Annotated in this window: 13 protein-coding genes; 8 read left to right on the plus strand and 5 right to left on the minus strand. The window is 47.7% G+C overall.

Annotated features, from left to right (window positions below; all coding sequences use genetic code 11):
• The 7 genes from QUA50_RS13345 to QUA50_RS13375 all read left to right on the plus strand — a co-directional run.
• A partial coding sequence (locus tag QUA50_RS13345) for a hypothetical protein (RefSeq protein WP_333260933.1) occupies positions 1–386 on the plus strand: 386 nt, incomplete at its 5' end.
• 22 nt (positions 387–408) lie between these two features.
• On the plus strand, positions 409–2,322 hold the full coding sequence (locus tag QUA50_RS13350) for a S9 family peptidase (protein WP_333260936.1): 1,914 nt from the start codon (positions 409–411) through the stop codon (positions 2,320–2,322).
• A gap of 163 nt (positions 2,323–2,485) precedes the next feature.
• A complete protein-coding gene (locus QUA50_RS13355) occupies positions 2,486–3,214 on the plus strand; it encodes an HAD-IA family hydrolase (protein WP_333260939.1) in 729 nt (242 codons plus the stop codon).
• A 257-nt stretch (positions 3,215–3,471) separates the two neighbouring features.
• Positions 3,472–4,095, plus strand: a complete 624-nt coding sequence (locus QUA50_RS13360) for a DUF3859 domain-containing protein (RefSeq protein ID WP_333260942.1) — start codon at positions 3,472–3,474, stop codon at positions 4,093–4,095.
• Positions 4,096–4,464: 369 nt separating this feature from the next.
• On the plus strand, positions 4,465–6,207 hold the full coding sequence (locus QUA50_RS13365; RefSeq protein WP_333260943.1) for an asparagine synthetase B family protein: 1,743 nt from the start codon (positions 4,465–4,467) through the stop codon (positions 6,205–6,207).
• A 163-nt stretch (positions 6,208–6,370) separates the two neighbouring features.
• A complete protein-coding gene (locus tag QUA50_RS13370; protein ID WP_333260946.1) occupies positions 6,371–7,591 on the plus strand; it encodes a decarboxylase in 1,221 nt (406 codons plus the stop codon).
• Positions 7,592–7,724: 133 nt separating this feature from the next.
• A complete protein-coding gene (locus QUA50_RS13375; RefSeq protein WP_333298430.1) occupies positions 7,725–9,071 on the plus strand; it encodes a hypothetical protein in 1,347 nt (448 codons plus the stop codon).
• A 319-nt stretch (positions 9,072–9,390) separates the two neighbouring features.
• On the opposite strand, the gene argJ is transcribed toward QUA50_RS13375, so the two are convergent.
• From argJ to rpsF, 4 genes are all read right to left on the minus strand, one after another.
• Positions 9,391–10,632, minus strand: a complete 1,242-nt coding sequence (gene argJ / locus QUA50_RS13380) for a bifunctional ornithine acetyltransferase/N-acetylglutamate synthase (RefSeq protein ID WP_333260952.1) — start codon at positions 10,630–10,632, stop codon at positions 9,391–9,393.
• Between the two features lie 320 nt (positions 10,633–10,952).
• On the minus strand, positions 10,953–11,093 hold the full coding sequence (locus QUA50_RS13385; protein ID WP_015176121.1) for a hypothetical protein: 141 nt from the start codon (positions 11,091–11,093) through the stop codon (positions 10,953–10,955).
• Positions 11,094–11,154: 61 nt separating this feature from the next.
• Entirely contained in the window at positions 11,155–11,349 is a 195-nt protein-coding gene (locus QUA50_RS13390; RefSeq protein ID WP_006631905.1) for a hypothetical protein, read from the minus strand.
• 825 nt (positions 11,350–12,174) lie between these two features.
• Positions 12,175–12,510 carry a 30S ribosomal protein S6 gene (rpsF, locus tag QUA50_RS13395; RefSeq protein ID WP_332956545.1) on the minus strand — a complete coding sequence of 112 codons (336 nt, stop codon included), beginning with the start codon at positions 12,508–12,510 and terminating at the stop codon, positions 12,175–12,177.
• Between the two features lie 66 nt (positions 12,511–12,576).
• Between rpsF and QUA50_RS13400 the strand changes: the two genes are divergently transcribed.
• Positions 12,577–13,443, plus strand: a complete 867-nt coding sequence (locus tag QUA50_RS13400; protein ID WP_333298428.1) for a carbohydrate ABC transporter permease — start codon at positions 12,577–12,579, stop codon at positions 13,441–13,443.
• A gap of 372 nt (positions 13,444–13,815) precedes the next feature.
• On the opposite strand, the gene QUA50_RS13405 is transcribed toward QUA50_RS13400, so the two are convergent.
• Positions 13,816–16,347: an HDIG domain-containing metalloprotein gene (locus QUA50_RS13405; protein WP_333261138.1), complete on the minus strand. Its 2,532-nt coding sequence runs from the start codon at positions 16,345–16,347 to the stop codon at positions 13,816–13,818.
• Between the last annotated feature and the right edge of the window lie 177 nt (positions 16,348–16,524).

Genomic DNA, 16,524 nt, shown 5'->3' on the forward strand with positions numbered 1-16,524 from the left:
GGCAAGATGCCCGTTCCCAAAAAATTCAACATTCATTCTTGTGGAACGGGCAAGATGCCCGTTCCCAAAAAATTCAACATTCATTCTTGTGGAACGGGCAAGATGCCCGTTCCCAAAAAATTCAATATTCTTGTGAAATGGGCATCTTGCCCGTTCCCAAAAAATTCAATATTCTTGTGAAATGGGCATCTTGCCCGTTCCCAAAAAATTCAACATTCATTCTTGTGGAACGGGCATCTTGCCCGTTCCCAAAAAATTCAACATTCTTGTGGAATGGGCATCTTGCCCGTTCCCAAAAAATTCAACATTCTTGTGGAATGGGCATCTTGCCCGTTCCCAAAAAATTCAATATTCTTGTGGAACGGGCATCTTGCCCGTTCCTATAGAAAATATTAGGTACAATAAAAAATGCCAACTCCTACAATTCAACAGCAAAAAACCGAACTTCCCCCCCTGATAGAGCGAGAAATTCTCTTCGGAAATTCCGAAAAAGCTAGCCCCAGACTTTCACCAGATGGCAAGTATCTCGCCTACATTGCACCCGATGAAAACAACGTTTTGCAAGTGCAATTGCGTACCATCGGTCAAGCAGACGATCGCCAACTGACAGCAGATAAAAAACGAGGCATTCGCATCTTTTACTGGGCTTACAGCGGCGAAGAGTTAATTTACCTCCAAGATGCAGACGGTGATGAAAACTGGCATTTATATTTAGTCAATATCCAGTCAAATCTGGTTCGCGACTTGACACCATTTCAAGGTGTTCGATCTCATCTGATCGCCTTTGACCGCAAATTCCCCAATGAAATATTAGTGGGAATGAACATCCGCGATCGCAGCAAACACGACGTTTACCGCATCAACCTCAAAAATGGTGCCGTTGAATTTGATACCGACAATCCAGGTAACATCGTCGGTTGGATTGCTGACGCCCAATTCCAAGTGCGGGCGGCCACAGCCACCACTGCCGACGGCGGGTCAGAATTAGTGTTTCGGGAAACTGCAGACAAGTCTTGGGAAAGCCTGCGAACCTGGGGGCCCGATGAGGAAGGTGGTGCCCTCATGTTCTCAGAAAACGGCAAAATTCTTTACATCATCGGCAATCACGATGCTAACGCCGAACGTTCGATCGCACTCGACTTAGAAACCAAACAAGAAACCGATCTCGCCTCTGACCCAGAATACGATGTCGGCGGCATTGTCGTACACCCCACCAAGCGAGAGATTCAGGCGGTTTCCTTCTACAAGGACAAGCAAGAGTGGCAGATTTTAGACCAAAGCATAGCAGAGGATTTTGAGGATATCGGCAAATTCCGCCCCGGCGAATTCTCCATCACCAGCCGAAACCTCGCCGATACCACTTGGCTAATCGCTTACATGACAGACGACGGCCCAGTTTACCACTATGCGTTCGATCGCGCCTCCAAAACCTTCACCTTCCTGTTCAGCAACCAACCCAAACTCGAAGGTCTACCGCTATCATCAATAGAACCCATTTCTTACACCGCAAGAGATGGTTTAACCATTCACGGCTACCTGACAAAACCTGTCGGCGTCGCCACACCCGTACCGACAGTCTTGCTTGTTCACGGCGGCCCCTGGGCACGCGATACCTGGGGTTACAATCCACAAGCCCAATGGCTGGCAAACCGAGGTTACGCCGTTTTGCAAATCAATTTTCGCGGTTCCACCGGCTACGGCAAAGCCTTTCTCAATGCCGGCAATCGCGAATGGGCCGCTAAGATGCACGACGACTTGCTAGATGGCGTTAATTGGCTTGTAGAAACAGGAATTGCCCTACAGGATAAAATTGCGATTATGGGCGGTTCTTACGGTGGTTATGCTGCCTTAGCGGGATTGACTTTTAGTCCCGATGTTTTTGCCTGCGCTGTCGATATTGTCGGGCCAAGCAATTTGATTACACTGCTGCAAACTATTCCCCCTTACTGGGAACCGAGAAAAGCAAGTCTGTATCACCGCGTCGGAAATCTGGAAACAGAACCAGAATTTCTGAAATCGATCTCGCCCTTATTTTTTGTCGATCGCATCCAGAAACCTTTGCTAATCGCCCAAGGTGCTAACGACCCGCGAGTTAAATTAGCAGAAAGCGAGCAAATTGTCAATGCCATGAAGCAAGCCGGCAAACCTGTAGAATACGTGCTGTATACAGACGAAGGACACGGATTTGCGCGACCGGAAAATCGCCTGCACTTTTATGCGATCGCCGAAGAATTCCTAGCCAAATATTTAGGAGGCAGATTTGAACCTGCAGGCAACATTGCCAATCATTCTGGTGTGGTGAATCCGCAAACAACTAATTAGAAGGAAGAAGAAAAAAGGAAGAACAAAGAAGGAATTACTCAAATCTCTTTTCTCTTCTCTTCTCTTCTTTTCCTCTGCGATCTCTGTGTCCTCTGTGGTTAAATCATTCCGATGCAACCGGATGTGCGATAAGTCCTCTTTCCTCTTCCCTTTTTCTTCTCAAATGACCAAAATTATTTTTCTCGATGCCGCAGGCACGCTATTTGACGTGCGCGGCAGCGTCGGCGAAGTCTACGAAAAATTTGCCCGCAGTTGGGGAGTAACTGTTTCTAACGAAGAGTTAAATGCAGCATTTTTCCAAAGTTTTGCCGACTCAAATCCGATGGCATTTCCCGGAAGAGAATTAGCCCAAATTCCCCAGCTAGAATTTGAATGGTGGCAAGCAGTTTGCGCGAACGCTTTTCAAAAAGCAGGCGTTTTCAATCAATTCTCAGACTTTCCCAAATTCTTTGTCGAACTCTACGCTCATTTTGCCACCGCCGAACCTTGGTTCGTCTATCCCGACGTATTCCCAGCATTAAATAGGTGGCAGCAACAAGGGATTAAATTAGCAGTAGTATCGAATTTCGATTCCAGAATTTATGCAGTATTAAAAGCACTAAACTTAGCTGAATATTTCACATCAGTGACAATTTCCACCGAGGTTGGTGCAGCCAAACCCGATTCTCAAATTTTTACCGCCGCTTTGCAAAAGCACAACTGCATTGCGGAGAATGTGTTGCATATCGGCGACAGCTTCAAAGCTGATTATTGTGGTGCTAAAAATGCGGGATTAAACGCAATTTGGTTGAATCGCCAACAGGAAAAAATCAATTCAGGCAAATTGCCTTTAAGTGAAACGAAAATAGAACTGTGCAGCAGTCTTGATTTTATAATCGAGGTTCTTAAATAGAGGACTTAGCGATAATGTGTAGGGTGCGTCGCTGTCAGAGATTCAATAAAAATTGGAGAGTATAGATGGCGACGCACCTTACCATAGCTTTTACATAAATTTTATGAGGTTAAGGTTAGGATTTTTATGAATTGACTTTGAGAGCTGTTTATTGAATAATATGAGTAATTTAACCGCAGAGAGCGCAGAGGGCGCAGAGGAAGAGAAGAGAAATGTGATGTGATTTTTATATCTAATTTTTACGGGGAAGGAACTCTATGGAACCTCGACTCACTCAAACTCAGTTAGCACAGGTAGTCGCTGAAATCGACAAGTTATCGCAGCAGCGCGAGTTAGAATTGGAACCCGATCGGGTAAGAGAAATTTTACGGGAGTTGAATCTTCCTGATGAGCTTTTAGAAGATGCGATCGCCCAAATGCGCCGCCGCGAAGTCCTAGAAAAACAGCAGCGACGCAACCGCTGGATCGCGATCGCCTCGACAGCCGTTGTCATTTCTGCGATCGGTATAGGTGTACTGTTCGGGCAAAATCAGCAACAAAAAACTGCTCGAGTTGTCGCAGGAGAAGACCGAATTTCCCTATCTCAAAAGGGCGGTGACAGCCTCACTCAAGTCAACCGTCAAATTAATCCCCGCATCTACTATCAGGTGAGGTTGCAAAATGCTCCGATCGGCAATGAATTGTCTCTGCAATGCGATTGGATTAATCCTAGCGGTCAAACTGTGCATCAGGGTAGGTATCAAACTCGCACGATCGATACTGCGGTTTGGAATACCCACTGCTTTTACGATCTCGGATCTGCCGCAGCCCCAGGCAAATGGGAAGTTCGGATGTCCCTGGATGGGCGCGCGATCGGCAGTGAACCTTTCACGGTGAAATAAATAGGCTTATCCAAAAAAGCCTGTTTTGAACAGGCAAGATGCCTGTTCCACAATAATTATTGGAGACATCTAAATAGACTTATCCAAAAAAGCCTGTTTTGAACAGGCAAGATGCCTGTTCCACAATGATGATTGGAGATATCTAAATAGACTTATCCAAAAAAGCCTGTTTTGAACAGGCAAGATGCCTGTTCCACAATAATTATTGGAGATATCTAATCTAAATAGACTTATCCAAAAAAGCCTGTTTTGAACAGGCAAGATGCCTGTTCCACAATGATGATTGGAGATATCTAAATAGACTTATCCAAAAAAGCCTGTTTTGAACAGGCAAGATGCCTGTTCCACAATAATTATTGGAGACATCTAATGGGTGCGATCGGCAAACCTTCACATTTTATCGGCTATTGGGGAGAGGGCGAGCACACAAAAACGCTCAGCCGTTTAGTCCCAGATTACTGCATTCGGCAGGGCAAATTATCAGAATGGGCGATCGCCTCTGCATCTGTACTCACGGCTGACACAGTGACGCTGAATGCTTGCGGGCGATTTGGGCCAACCGATTTTCCGGGAGATGCTTGGGCGGCGGTAGAAGCCCAACAGCTAAGGCTGGGGCGCGATCCGTTTGGGCGGGTGCCGCTTTACTGGATGCAGTTGGGAGAAACGATTTGGTTTTCGACGCAAATGCAATTGCTGCTACCGCTGATTGCTTCCCCTCAAATTAGCCCGATCGCCCTACACAGTTATGCTTGCTTTTCCTACGTGCCCGCGCCGTTAACGCCGATCGAGCAAATTGCATCCGTAGCAGCCGGAAGCGAGATGGTTTGGGAAATTGCCGATATTAACGATCTGCCGAAAGTGCGATCGCTGCCTTCAGCTTGGCAAGAAGCGCCCCAATTACTGCGCCGTGAGGATGAGGCGATCGCACAATTGCAAGGGCTGTTGCAACAGGCGATCGATCGACAGGTGGCCGATTTGCCGATCGACGAACCCGTGGGCGTTTTACTCTCCGGTGGCATCGATTCTTCCCTAGTGACGGCGCTGCTAGTGAAAGCAGGCTTGCAGGTGCGCGCCTATGCCCTCGATTTTGGTGTCGAAGCCTATTCCGAACTGCCCTACGCCCAACAGGTGGCGGACTTTTTTCAGATTCCGCTGATTCGGGTGGCGGCGACGGGCGATGCAGTGTTGCGCGCGATCGGGCCAACCGCCAAAGCCCTCGATTTACCCTATGGAGATGGCACCACGGCTGCACTGTTTTTGCTCAAACAGGCGGCGGCGCAAGACGTGCGAGTTGTATTCAATGGCGAGAATGGCGATCAGCTATTTGCCGGATGGACAAACAAACCTTTGATTGCACACGGAGTTTACAGTGCAGAACATCCCGCCGGAGAAGAAACCTTTGAACAGCAGTATTTGCGGACGTTTCAGCGATTTTATGGTTATGAAAAACAGATTTTTTCGCCAGAAATGCTCGATCGCATCCAGTCTCACGATTTGAGCGTTTACCTGCAAGACGCGATCGATCCCGAAACCTGTCCTTCCCTGCTAGCGAGGTTACGGCGCGCTTCGCTGATGCTCAAAGGTGCCCAAAATATTCAGCCGAGGGCAACGGAATTGGCTTTTGCTTGCGGTTTGTGGGTGCGATCGCCCTTCTGCGACCCCGACCTCACGGACTGGACGTTTCAACTCCCTGGCGAGCTGCTGCTGCAAGGTGCGTGCGAAAAATACATCCTCAAAAAAGCCTCCGAACGCTGGCTGCCACCGGAAATTGTCTGGCGGGAAAAGCGCGGGATGGGTGTGCCGTTGAAGGTTTGGTATTACCGGGAGTTTTGGGCTGCGATCGGCGATCGGCTGAATCCGAATCAGTTGCGATCGCAAAATTGCTGGCAGCCCCATTTGGCCGACTCGATGTTATCGGGACAACTCGGAGTTGCAATGCGCGATCGCTATATTGGCAACAATCTCTGGCTGCTGCTGATGTGGCAGGCATGGCGAACCGAGGTTTTAGGCGAAATTCCGGTTAAGCGATCGCTCGATCATGTGTTTTGGTTGCCACCGGCGATCGGGCAGCGCATTTGGAAATATCGAAGACAGTTGACAGTTGACTGTTGATATGGGCGGGGCGGGTTTATAAATTTGTTGGCTTTGAAGTTGAGAATACTGGTGAACCCGCCCCTACAAGATATGGAATTATATCAGACAGATCCATCGGACTTGATATAACCCGTTACATCCGTTAAATCCCGTACATTCCTCGTTGCCGAACTTATTCCTTATGACTGAATCTTTGCTACAGAATGAAACCAAAATACATTCGCCGCCGTTCTCGGAAGCATTAGCCAAGCGACTTTTGTCAACTTATGGTTCGCCCTTATATGTGTATCAGGCCGATATCCTCCGTCAGACTCTTGAGCATATTACGCGATCGATCGACTATCCGCACGTTCAGTTTCATTTTGCTAGCGTCACCAACGGTAATATTGCTCTGTTGCAATTGATTCAGCAAGCTGGTTGGGGGCTACACGCGAATACACCGGGGGATGTTTTTTTGGGGCTGAAAGCGGGTTTTACGAGCGATCGCATTGTCTACACCGGCAGTAACCTCAACAGGGCGGATATTCAGCAATTGATCGAGTGGAAGATCGAGCGATTTAACTTCGATAGTCTGTCGCAACTCCAAGATTTTTGCGAATATTCCGGGAGTCAACCGCGATCGATCCGTGCCGAAATTGGACTGCGCCTCAACTTACCGGAATTGACGGGAGACAGCCGAATTGGAGTGCGTCCCGCTGAATTTGAAAAAGCCTGCGAAATCGCGCAGCAGCACGGTTTAAGGATTACTGGCTTGCATTTTTATCGGGGGACTGGAACTAACGCCACGGGTGCTTTTACGCAGGCAATCGATCGCCTAATTGCGATCGCCCAACAGTTACCCGATTGGAAAACTCTCGATTTTGGCGGTGGTTTTGGCTATCCCTATCGAGGCGGTGCGGTGTTTGACTGGCGGGAGTTTGGTGCGGCGATAACTGAACGATTGAGTGCGCTATCTCGCCCGATCGAGTTGGTGATTGAACCGGGACGATCGGCGATCGCAGGTTGCGGTATTTTGCTAGCAAAAGTTGTGTCTGTGAAGTGGTTGGGATCTCGGCAAATAGTCGGTGTCGATACCACTGTATCAAATCTTTCGGTGCCTGCGGTACACGGGGGCTATCGGGCGATCGCAACTTGGGAAACCGGCGATGTATCGCGACATGAAACGGATATTTGCGGCAACACGACTTATTCGCGGGATTATTTGGGGCGCAACTGTTGGCTACCGAAACTCAAAATTGGAGATACGATCGCGATTTTGGATAGCGGGGCTTACGGCTATGCAATGTCGTCGCATTTTCTGCACCGCCCCCGCCCTGCTGAGGTGTTGATTGATGCTAAGGGCGATCGATTAATTCGACAGCGAGAAGACTATTCTATCTTGTTAAACGGGCAAATCTTTTAAACGGGATTTACGCATCACAACCAAGAAACCGGGTTTTTACCAGAATCTGGGTTGTAATGCAGTATCCTCGAAAAAAACCCGGTTTCTGAATACCCGTGCATAAGTCGTATCAAATTAATCAGGAGTAACCGAAATGGGAATGAAATGCGTCCAGTGCAATACCGACAACATTTTGAGCGATCGTACCAGGAACTCAGGTCGCTGTAAACAGTGCAACCATCCGTTTGTCTTTGAACCCACTACCGTCACTGATAAAAAGTTGGCATTCACCGATCCGTTTTTCAAAAAGGCGATCGCAGATATTTCCAGCCAAAATATGTTGTTCTTCACACCAAAACAATTTTTGTACTTCATTGACAGACGGCTTAAAGCTCGCGACTCCAGAAGCGGATGGTTGTGGATTTTAACCTATTTATTTTTTGAGTTTTTTGTGGTAATATTCGGCAGTGCGGTCGCGCTCAGTTCGTTTCCAGATACTTTTAAGGATTCACATTTAGGACTAGCATTTGTAATCGCATTCGCTATTTATAATGTTGGTTGGATGTGGACATTTTTCATAAATAGCAAATCTCCAGAGCAAGGTATTCGTGGTAGAACCAATAATGCTATAAAACTACAAACTTTAGGAATAATTATTTTAGTGACAGGCATTCCCTTCAGCCTGATTAGCAACTCTTTTGCCGGATATATGACAGTGACTTTGCTAGGGATCTCTTCCTACTGGCTCGGTATTTCACAAAAACGCCATCCGCAAATAACTGGTGAAGTATTTTTCGTCAATGAGTCGCAGAGCACTGAGTGGCTGCGACGATGGCAAACTGTAAACGGAACGGTAGAAAAACTGCTGCCTGCACCTCGCCAAGAAGCTTTACCTGCCACCATCGATCGCGAAGTTAGCGCCTACAGCTTCGATCGCGCAATCATCTGTGACACTGACGAAATAGCTCAATTCCTAATTGCCAACAACGTTCATTTTGAAAACAACTGCGCCATTCTTAGTATTAGTGGCTATCCCCAAAGCATCTTCAACACCGTAATCGAAATGCTGCGGCGCAATGCCGATTTAAAAGTATATGCGCTGCACAATGCGAGTCCTGCTGGAGTTGGTTTAGTGCATCAACTGCGAACTAATCCAAACTGGTTTGCGAATCAACAGGTGACAATTTTTGATTTGGGAATTTCTCCCCGTCAAATCTTAGCAACCCGCGATATGTTTGTACAACAATCTCAAACAATGGCACAAACCGCCCGTCAATTACCCGACGCTGTAAGGCAAGGTTTAACAGCAGAAGAACTAGCATGGCTGGATGCAGGGAATTTTGTGGAATTGGAATCGTTTACGCCGCAGCGGTTGTTGCGCGTGGTGAATTATGGACTTGCTCAGAGTGGCGATCCGCAGGGTAACGAGGGCTTAATATTAGTGGATGATAATGTTGGATATGGCGGCGGCTATGTGTTTGTCTCCGATAGTTTTGGTTAGGGCGTGTTTTCAAACTTTATATTAGACTTATTAATAATAAGCTTAAAAAGTCTTAAAACTTAGTCTGAATAAGATTTTTACCGCTCTTTTGTTAAAATCATAAAAAGCTGAGCTCTGTAACGGCTTTAGCGATTTTAAAATCAGGAGCAAAAAAGCTGAGATTAACTCGGTGAGTAAAGGTTTCAGATTTTTTAATTTCCCCCCACGGGGGGAAGTTGAGTTTAAATTGTGTGAAATTTGCCTTCAACTTTCTCTCGTCTGGTTTTGTTTGTGTAGGCGCGGTTTCTAACCGCCCGGAATTGTAACGACCTGGACTTATTTAAGTCGTATACTCGGCATTAATCTTCACGTAGTCGTAACTCAAATCGCATCCCCAAGCTTTCGCAAAACCGCTGCCATTCCCGACAGTAACCTGAATTAAAACTGTATCAGCCTTCAAATATTCTCCCTCCGCAGCCGCTTTCATATAATTACTTGCTGCAGCGCGATCGAACTCTTTAGGTTGTCCGTTTTCCATCATCAAAAAATCCCCCAATTGAATCCGCAAATTCTCTTGATCGAAAGCGACACCAGCGCGCCCAGCCGCCGCCGCAATTCTGCCCCAATTCGGATCGCGTCCGAAAATAGCAGCTTTCACCAAGGAAGAACCGACAATTGTTTTGGCAATTTTACTCGCAGAAACTTCATCCAGCGCGCCGCTAACTTGCACTTCTACCAAACAAGTTGCACCTTCGCCGTCACGCGCGATCGCCTTTGCTAAATGCACGCAAACTTCTGTCAGCATCGCCTCTAATTTTTCAGCATCTGCCCCCATTTCCGTAATTGCGGGCGTGCGGGATTGACCGTTTGCCAAAGCAATTAGCGAGTCGTTGGTACTGGTATCGCCGTCAACAGTAATTTGATTGAAACTTCTGTTAGCCGCCCGACTCACCATTTCTTGCCACAAATGCGATGACACTGCTGCATCGCAAGTTACAAATGCCAGCATTGTTGCCATATTCGGGTGAATCATTCCCGAACCTTTGCAAATGCCGCCGATACGCACCGGTCGATCGCCAAACATTGTTTCCAGGGCGATCGTTTTCGGCACTAAATCAGTCGTACAAATTGCCTTAGCAGCCGCATCGGAACCAGTTTCCGACGCCTCAGCAACTAATCGGGGAATTGCGGCCCTCAGCGGCTCCATTTTAATCCGCTGTCCGATGACGCCAGTGGAGGCCAAAAGAATTGATTCTGGAGGAATATTCAGCGCTTCTCCCAACAATTTGGCACTTTCGAGGGCATCTGCCAAACCTTGTTCGCCAGTAGCAGCATTAGCTTGTCCCGCATTGCACAAAATTGCTTTGGCGCTGGGTTTAGCTTGCAAACGCTGGCGGCAGTAGTCCACGCAAGCTGCCCGGACAGTGGATGTGGTGAAGACTCCGGCGGCGATCGCGTCTACCTCTGACAAAATTAAACTTAAATCTGGCAAGCCTGAAGGCTTCAAACCCGCTGTAATTCCCGATGCTCTATACCCTCTGGGTGCTGTAACTCCGCCGTCAATTTCTTTCCAGTCCGACATGATGACCTCCCTAGTAGCCTTCAATCTGCTGAAAGGGGATTATACCATTTTAGATTTTAGATTTTAGATTTTAGATTTTCGACTTCGGCGTGAGCGCTCAGTCGAACGATTTTAGATTTTAGATTTTAGATTTTAGATTTTAGATTCTTTTGAACCCAATTTCCCATTCCCCATTCCCCATTCTCCATAAAACTAATCGCGGCTTCCAATCTAGAGTTAGAACTCAAGAAGAAGTCGCGACGGTTTTGTAATTGACATTATTAATTTTTTAGCTGGCAAACAACAAACTCGGTTCAACTATCTCGCCGTTGAAAAAAGAGTTATTTGCGATCGATACTCGCTGGAGAACCAGCATCTAAACCAACTTCAGCAGCCACACGGCTCAGCATGGATTCCTGACGGTTTTTGACGACGTGTTGGTGGCGCATCATCAGGTTGCGGGCTTGTTCTTGAGTTGACATAACTGATTTCTCCAAATTATAGGTAATAACTTCGTAGGCAATTGTCGAAATTGAGCTTGGCCTAGCTCATAGTGGCGTTGCTGCGATCGTAGCTGGCTTGAAAGCTGGGCTGCGGTTTGCCTTGAATGTGACCCCAGTAGTGCGTATCTTCCATGCCGACTTCGGTGGCGGTGCGGTTGAGCATGGATTGCTGCCGGTTCTTCACCAGTTGGTGGTGGCGCATCATCAGGGAGCGAGCTTGATTTTCGGTAGACATAGGGGGTTCCTCCGTATTCTTTAGATTAATGTTGGGCTGGTTTTTTCTTCTCTTCTATCACTATAACAGACAATTCTGTATCTAAAGCTACCAAATTAAAATTGTCACAAAACTTTACAATGGGGCTATGGGGCGAGAATCTCGATCGAGGTTGCGGGGAGTGCGATCGGGCTTTGGCTCGTGGATTCAGGCCCCACCTCAAGCAGCCGTTGGCAAAATTTGACAATACTCCTCTTCTAAGAGCCACATTTTAGCGACTACGTAATTGCTAGTGGCAAAAATAACTTTATTTTTTGGTTCAGAGTGATAGAGGCAGAATTTCGTCTCTCCAGGGAGTCGAATTTGGCTTAGTTAACAGTAAATTTAATAAATAGCGAATCACAATTAGATTTACAATGATTAAGCAGCTATGCTCAAGCATAGTTAAGTTTTTTGTAGTCAAGTAGATAATAGAGTTAAGCTAAAGTGAATCGCCCTCGCCATCCTGAAAAAGCGAGCTTTCTTTGTTAATAACAATAGATTAAGTCCCAGCAGCCTCCCCACAAAAAAGAGCGATCGTCCTCCCCTAGAAAAAAAATCGCCCATTCACCTATAATTTCAATTAACATCAAGTCCCGCCCTTAAAAAACTAGGCTGTACCCACAATTGCAGAGAGCCCCCTAGCCTCTTTTTCAGGAGGATGCCAGGGGGAACTCAAGGCTCTGACGTTAGTTTTTCAAGTTGTGCGTACAGCGTAGCCCTTAAGAAAGGCGTGCCGGGGAATAAGCGGCCCTAATCGTCAAACAGTAGACTGGTACTACATAAAACGTTAAGTTGACACGATCGCTACTCGGCGACTTCAGCTTCAGCTTCCGCTTCAGGTGCATCGGGCAAATCTTGCTTGATAGTCAAATAGCGAATCACTTCTTCGCTCAGACGCATCGCGCGCTCCAGGGTAAAAATTGCAGCGCCCGGAGCTGTATAGTTCATTTGAACGTATACTCCGTCCCGGTGCTTGCCGATTTCGTAAGCCAAACGGCGCTTGCCGCGGTGCTGAGTTTCGATATTTTCAGCACCTTGATCGCGCAAAATAGTTTGATATTTAGCGATCGCCTGGTCTGTCATTTCCTCACCCAAATCAGGGCGCAGAATGTACATAGTTTCGTAAATAAACGGTTTCATGGCAATAATCCCCTTATGGACAACAAGGCTTCTCACGAAGCAAGGACTTATCATCATATCCCAACAATGAACAATCTCAAAACTAAAAAACCAAATTCCCCAAACAACACTCCCTCGCGGTGGAGCACCCTGTGGACTTACAGCATCATGAGCGCGATCGCACTTTTGATGCTATTTCCCTTGCTGTGGCTGCTCAGTACCTCCCTCAAATCCCCCAACGAAAACATCTTTCAATTTCCCCCGCAACTGTTGCCACAACAGCCAACCCTCGAAAACTTCATCAAAGTTTGGCAAACAAACCCCTTCGGCCGCTACCTGTTCAACAGCACCCTGATTGCCGGCCTCACAGTTAGCATCAACGTTTTCTTTTGCGCCCTCGCCGCTTACCCCTTAGCCAGACTAAAATTTCGAGGTCGCGAAGCCATCTTAATCACAATCGTTTCCACAATCATGATTCCCTTCCAAATAGTCATGATTCCCCTATACATATTGACAGTACAACTCGGACTAAAAAATAGTTATTTAGGCGTAATCTTTCCAGGGCTAGCCTCAGCCTTCGGCATATTTTTATTACGACAAGCATTTCTAGCAGTTCCCAAAGAACTAGAAGAAGCCGCCCGCATCGACGGCTGCAGCGAATTAGGCATTTGGTGGCACGTCATGATTCCGGCAATTAAGCCTGCTTTAGTCACCCTAGGAATTTTCGTATTTATCGGTTCTTGGAGCGACTTTCTGTGGCCGCTGCTAGTTTTAGACAGGCCGGAATATTACACTTTACCTTTAGGTGTAGCCAATTTAGCCGGGACATTTTCTTTGGATTGGCGTTTAGTTGCGGCGGGTTCCATTATTTCTATTGTTCCCGTTTTAGGACTATTTTTGCTTTTGCAAAAATACATTGTGCCAACAGAAACCGCCGCCGGAGTCAAAGGATAAAATTAACATAAAAAATCGGCGTTAATCCGCGTTCATCTGCGGTTAAAAATTAAAATCTTTTGAACTCACAACTCACAAAATTTATTTGTGATGTAGGAACGGCCAGAAATCCGCTGGATTGTTGACCGCGCTGGGGTTGTAGATACTATTATCGGTTTTGCAAATGCGATCGATGCCCAAGACTGGCAAAAATTGCGATCGCACCTAGCGGGCGAAAGAGATATCGACTCTTCGGAATTTTGAGGAATCAAACAAACTGTGGTAATTGTCAGCGACAATCCTGAAGTGCATGGCGCTTTGCGGGGCAAATCGCAATGAACTCTCATTCACAACTGAAATGCGAACAGATTTTTCCTAACTAAAAATTTCCGCCTACCTGGGAGTGAAAACTGCACTAGGATAAGCAATCCGCTTGTGATTGAACTGTTCCCAAACTCGCACAAAAATCTCCGCAATTAGAGACATATCCTCCCGCGTCAAACCCGAATCAATCAACTGATTATCCTGCCAGCGAGCCCTCAAAATCTTATTAACCATATTCAAAGCCTCTTCATGAGTAGCATCCTTGAGCGATCGCAAAGCAGCCTCGCAAGAATCCGCCAGCATCAAAATCCCAGTTTCCCGCGACTGCGGAATCGGCCCATCGTAGCGAAAATCCTCCTCTCTCACTTGGCGACTTGCGATTGTTAACTTTGAATTACCCGCATCTGGCAAAGCACTCTTTAAATCTTCTAGTTCTTTTGCAGCAATTTGCTGCGCTTGGTGGTAGAAGTAAGCAATTAACATTGTACCTTGGTGTTCGGGAATAAACGCCTGAATTGCCTTCGGCAATCGATGCTTCCGCGCCATCACCAAACCCTCGGTAACGTGCTTTTTAATAATCTCCGCGCTCGCCCAAGGGTCATTAATTTCATCGTGTTTGTTGCCCCCACCCATTTGATTTTCACAAAATCCGAGAGGGTCGTGCATTTTTCCAATATCGTGGTATAATGTGCCAGTCCTGACCAGCTCAACATTGCAGCCGAGTTCCCGGGCCGCAGCCTCCGCCAAACTCGCCACAAACAGCGTGTGCTGAAAAGTACCCGGAGCCTCGGCAGCCAACTTCTTCAGCAGCGGGCGGTTGGGATTGGCAAGTTCCGCCAGCCGGATCGGCGTAATCAAGTCAAAAACGTGTTCCAAATAAGGGCTGATGCCGATCGCCACAACGCTCCAAGCCAAACCGGCCAAACTTTGCGCGCCCACCGTACCGAGCACGACGTACCAAATTGCACCGGCAGCCGCGCTGGCAATCAAAGTCCCCACCAGATAAACGCTGCCCTGAGCCAAGCCTACAGCTACGCCCAAAAGAGCCAATTCCTCGCGCGATCGCAGCCGCCCGGCCATAAAAGCGCCCAGCAATCCGCCCGCCCCGCTAGCCACCAAATGAATCAAGTCCACATTTAAACCAACGGGCAGCAGCGCCGACAGCAGCCCCACCACAGTCACTCCCACCGCCGAACCGTAGAAGCCGCCCGCTAAAATCCCGATCGCGGGCAAACTCGTCCAAGGCAGCCCCAAACTCACCAGCACCGGCGCGCTCAAAGTCAGCAGCAGCAATAGCAAATGATCTCTGCGGCGCAAGCGGTAGTGCCTTTCCACCAGCAGTACGATCGCAATTGCCCCCGCGACTAAACAAACAAAACCCGTCAGCCCCAGCCAATTCACCCCCCGCCGGCTCAAACCAAAATAGTCCAGCAACACGAAATCTTGCTGCGATATCTCTTGTCCTTGTGCAACAATTATCTCGCCCCGATCTACTGCGATCATCACCGGTTTCACCTTTTGCGCCGCTAATTCAGCTAGCTGTTTGGTTTCCTCCCGATCTCTCACCAGATTTGGCTGCAAAATCGCTGTTAAACCCTCCACCGCCAAACCTTGGGACTCTAACGGCACTTCCTCAGCCACTTGCAGGTTCACAGCTTCTTGTAAAATCTCTTTGGGCAACCCCTGCGGGATACCTTGAGCCACCATTCTTTTTGCCGCCCGACTCATACCGGTTTGGGTTTTCTGCCAAGCTGCTTCGGACAAATCAAACAGCGAAGTATCGTAAATCTGGGGCAGCCCCAAAACCGACGGTTTTCCCAGGGCCTCCACAGCATTGAGATAGCGCTGGCGAGCAGAGGAAATACTGTCTGTCAAGCTTTGAAATTCTGCTGCCCGGACCGATCGGCTGTAAGCTTGCAGTTGAGCGATAGCATCTTGCTGAGACTTGTTATCTGTTGCTGCAGCAATTGCCGGGGAATCCAAACTCAATCGCTCGGAAGTTGCACTTTTGTCACCCGCTTGCGCTAAAATCGATCGCCACTCCCACTCAGGACAGCCCCGCAAGTACACCTGAGCCGCATTTGAGAGCACCGAGGTACTCGCAAACGGAAACGGGCCTACCGCCTCCCGCAGATCGCTCCCATGCTGCAAAAATTGTTGCAATTCTTGATAAATTTGTCGATCGACCGCCGAATCCAGCATTAATATCGCTACAGCCCCGATCCGCGCTGCTTTCCGCTGTTCTTCAGTAGTTTTGTAATCCGGGACGCTAGCAGTAGCAGGAGCCTTAATCGTCTGAGGAGCTTTCGTCCCCACATCCAGTTTCGGCTGGTTGTAGAAGCGGTGGCCCAGAGTGCTGCTTAGGGAAACTACCGCTACCAGCGCCAACATAGGGGAACGAGCTTGATTTTTGAGGCTTGATTTGGAGGTTTTACTTGTAAATTTAGTAGTAAAAGTCTCGGGAAGAAGCCATTTCTGGCGCGACAAAGGACTCAGGAGAGGCCCGCCAGCGCGTGAGGTATCTGCTTTGCTGCCATTTTGCACTTTAGCAATGTGTTGGCGCAGTGAGCGCGCAGCCCCTAGCTGCTCAATCTGCCGCATCAATGAGGAGAGCGTATTCATTTGTGTCGAAGATATATCACTGTTATCCAGCAGATGAGTCAGAATTTCTGACTGTGCATCTTGATTGATTTTATCCGAACTACCCATATTCTCGTTGAAACCCGGTTTTGTGGGGCAGGCGCGTCCGATTTAATTTTTCACTTTTTAATCTTTAAT

The organism is Microcoleus sp. M2_D5 (assembly GCF_036701935.1).
Lineage (GTDB): Bacteria > Cyanobacteriota > Cyanobacteriia > Cyanobacteriales > Microcoleaceae > Microcoleus.

What these genes read in the sequence shown, in the direction of transcription:
- QUA50_RS13390 (WP_006631905.1), bottom strand. Translation starts at nt 11,349, where the DNA reads ATGTCTACCGAAAATCAAGCTCGCTCCCTGATGATGCGCCACCACCAA.
- QUA50_RS13365 (WP_333260943.1), top strand. Translation starts at nt 4,465, where the DNA reads ATGGGTGCGATCGGCAAACCTTCACATTTTATCGGCTATTGGGGAGAG.
- QUA50_RS13385 (WP_015176121.1), bottom strand. Translation starts at nt 11,093, where the DNA reads ATGTCAACTCAAGAACAAGCCCGCAACCTGATGATGCGCCACCAACAC.
- rpsF (WP_332956545.1), bottom strand. Translation starts at nt 12,510, where the DNA reads ATGAAACCGTTTATTTACGAAACTATGTACATTCTGCGCCCTGATTTG.
- argJ (WP_333260952.1), bottom strand. Translation starts at nt 10,632, where the DNA reads ATGTCGGACTGGAAAGAAATTGACGGCGGAGTTACAGCACCCAGAGGG.
- QUA50_RS13350 (WP_333260936.1), top strand. Translation starts at nt 409, where the DNA reads ATGCCAACTCCTACAATTCAACAGCAAAAAACCGAACTTCCCCCCCTG.
- QUA50_RS13400 (WP_333298428.1), top strand. Translation starts at nt 12,577, where the DNA reads ATGAACAATCTCAAAACTAAAAAACCAAATTCCCCAAACAACACTCCC.
- QUA50_RS13370 (WP_333260946.1), top strand. Translation starts at nt 6,371, where the DNA reads ATGACTGAATCTTTGCTACAGAATGAAACCAAAATACATTCGCCGCCG.
- QUA50_RS13405 (WP_333261138.1), bottom strand. Translation starts at nt 16,347, where the DNA reads ATGCGGCAGATTGAGCAGCTAGGGGCTGCGCGCTCACTGCGCCAACAC.
- QUA50_RS13360 (WP_333260942.1), top strand. Translation starts at nt 3,472, where the DNA reads ATGGAACCTCGACTCACTCAAACTCAGTTAGCACAGGTAGTCGCTGAA.
- QUA50_RS13375 (WP_333298430.1), top strand. Translation starts at nt 7,725, where the DNA reads ATGGGAATGAAATGCGTCCAGTGCAATACCGACAACATTTTGAGCGAT.
- QUA50_RS13355 (WP_333260939.1), top strand. Translation starts at nt 2,486, where the DNA reads ATGACCAAAATTATTTTTCTCGATGCCGCAGGCACGCTATTTGACGTG.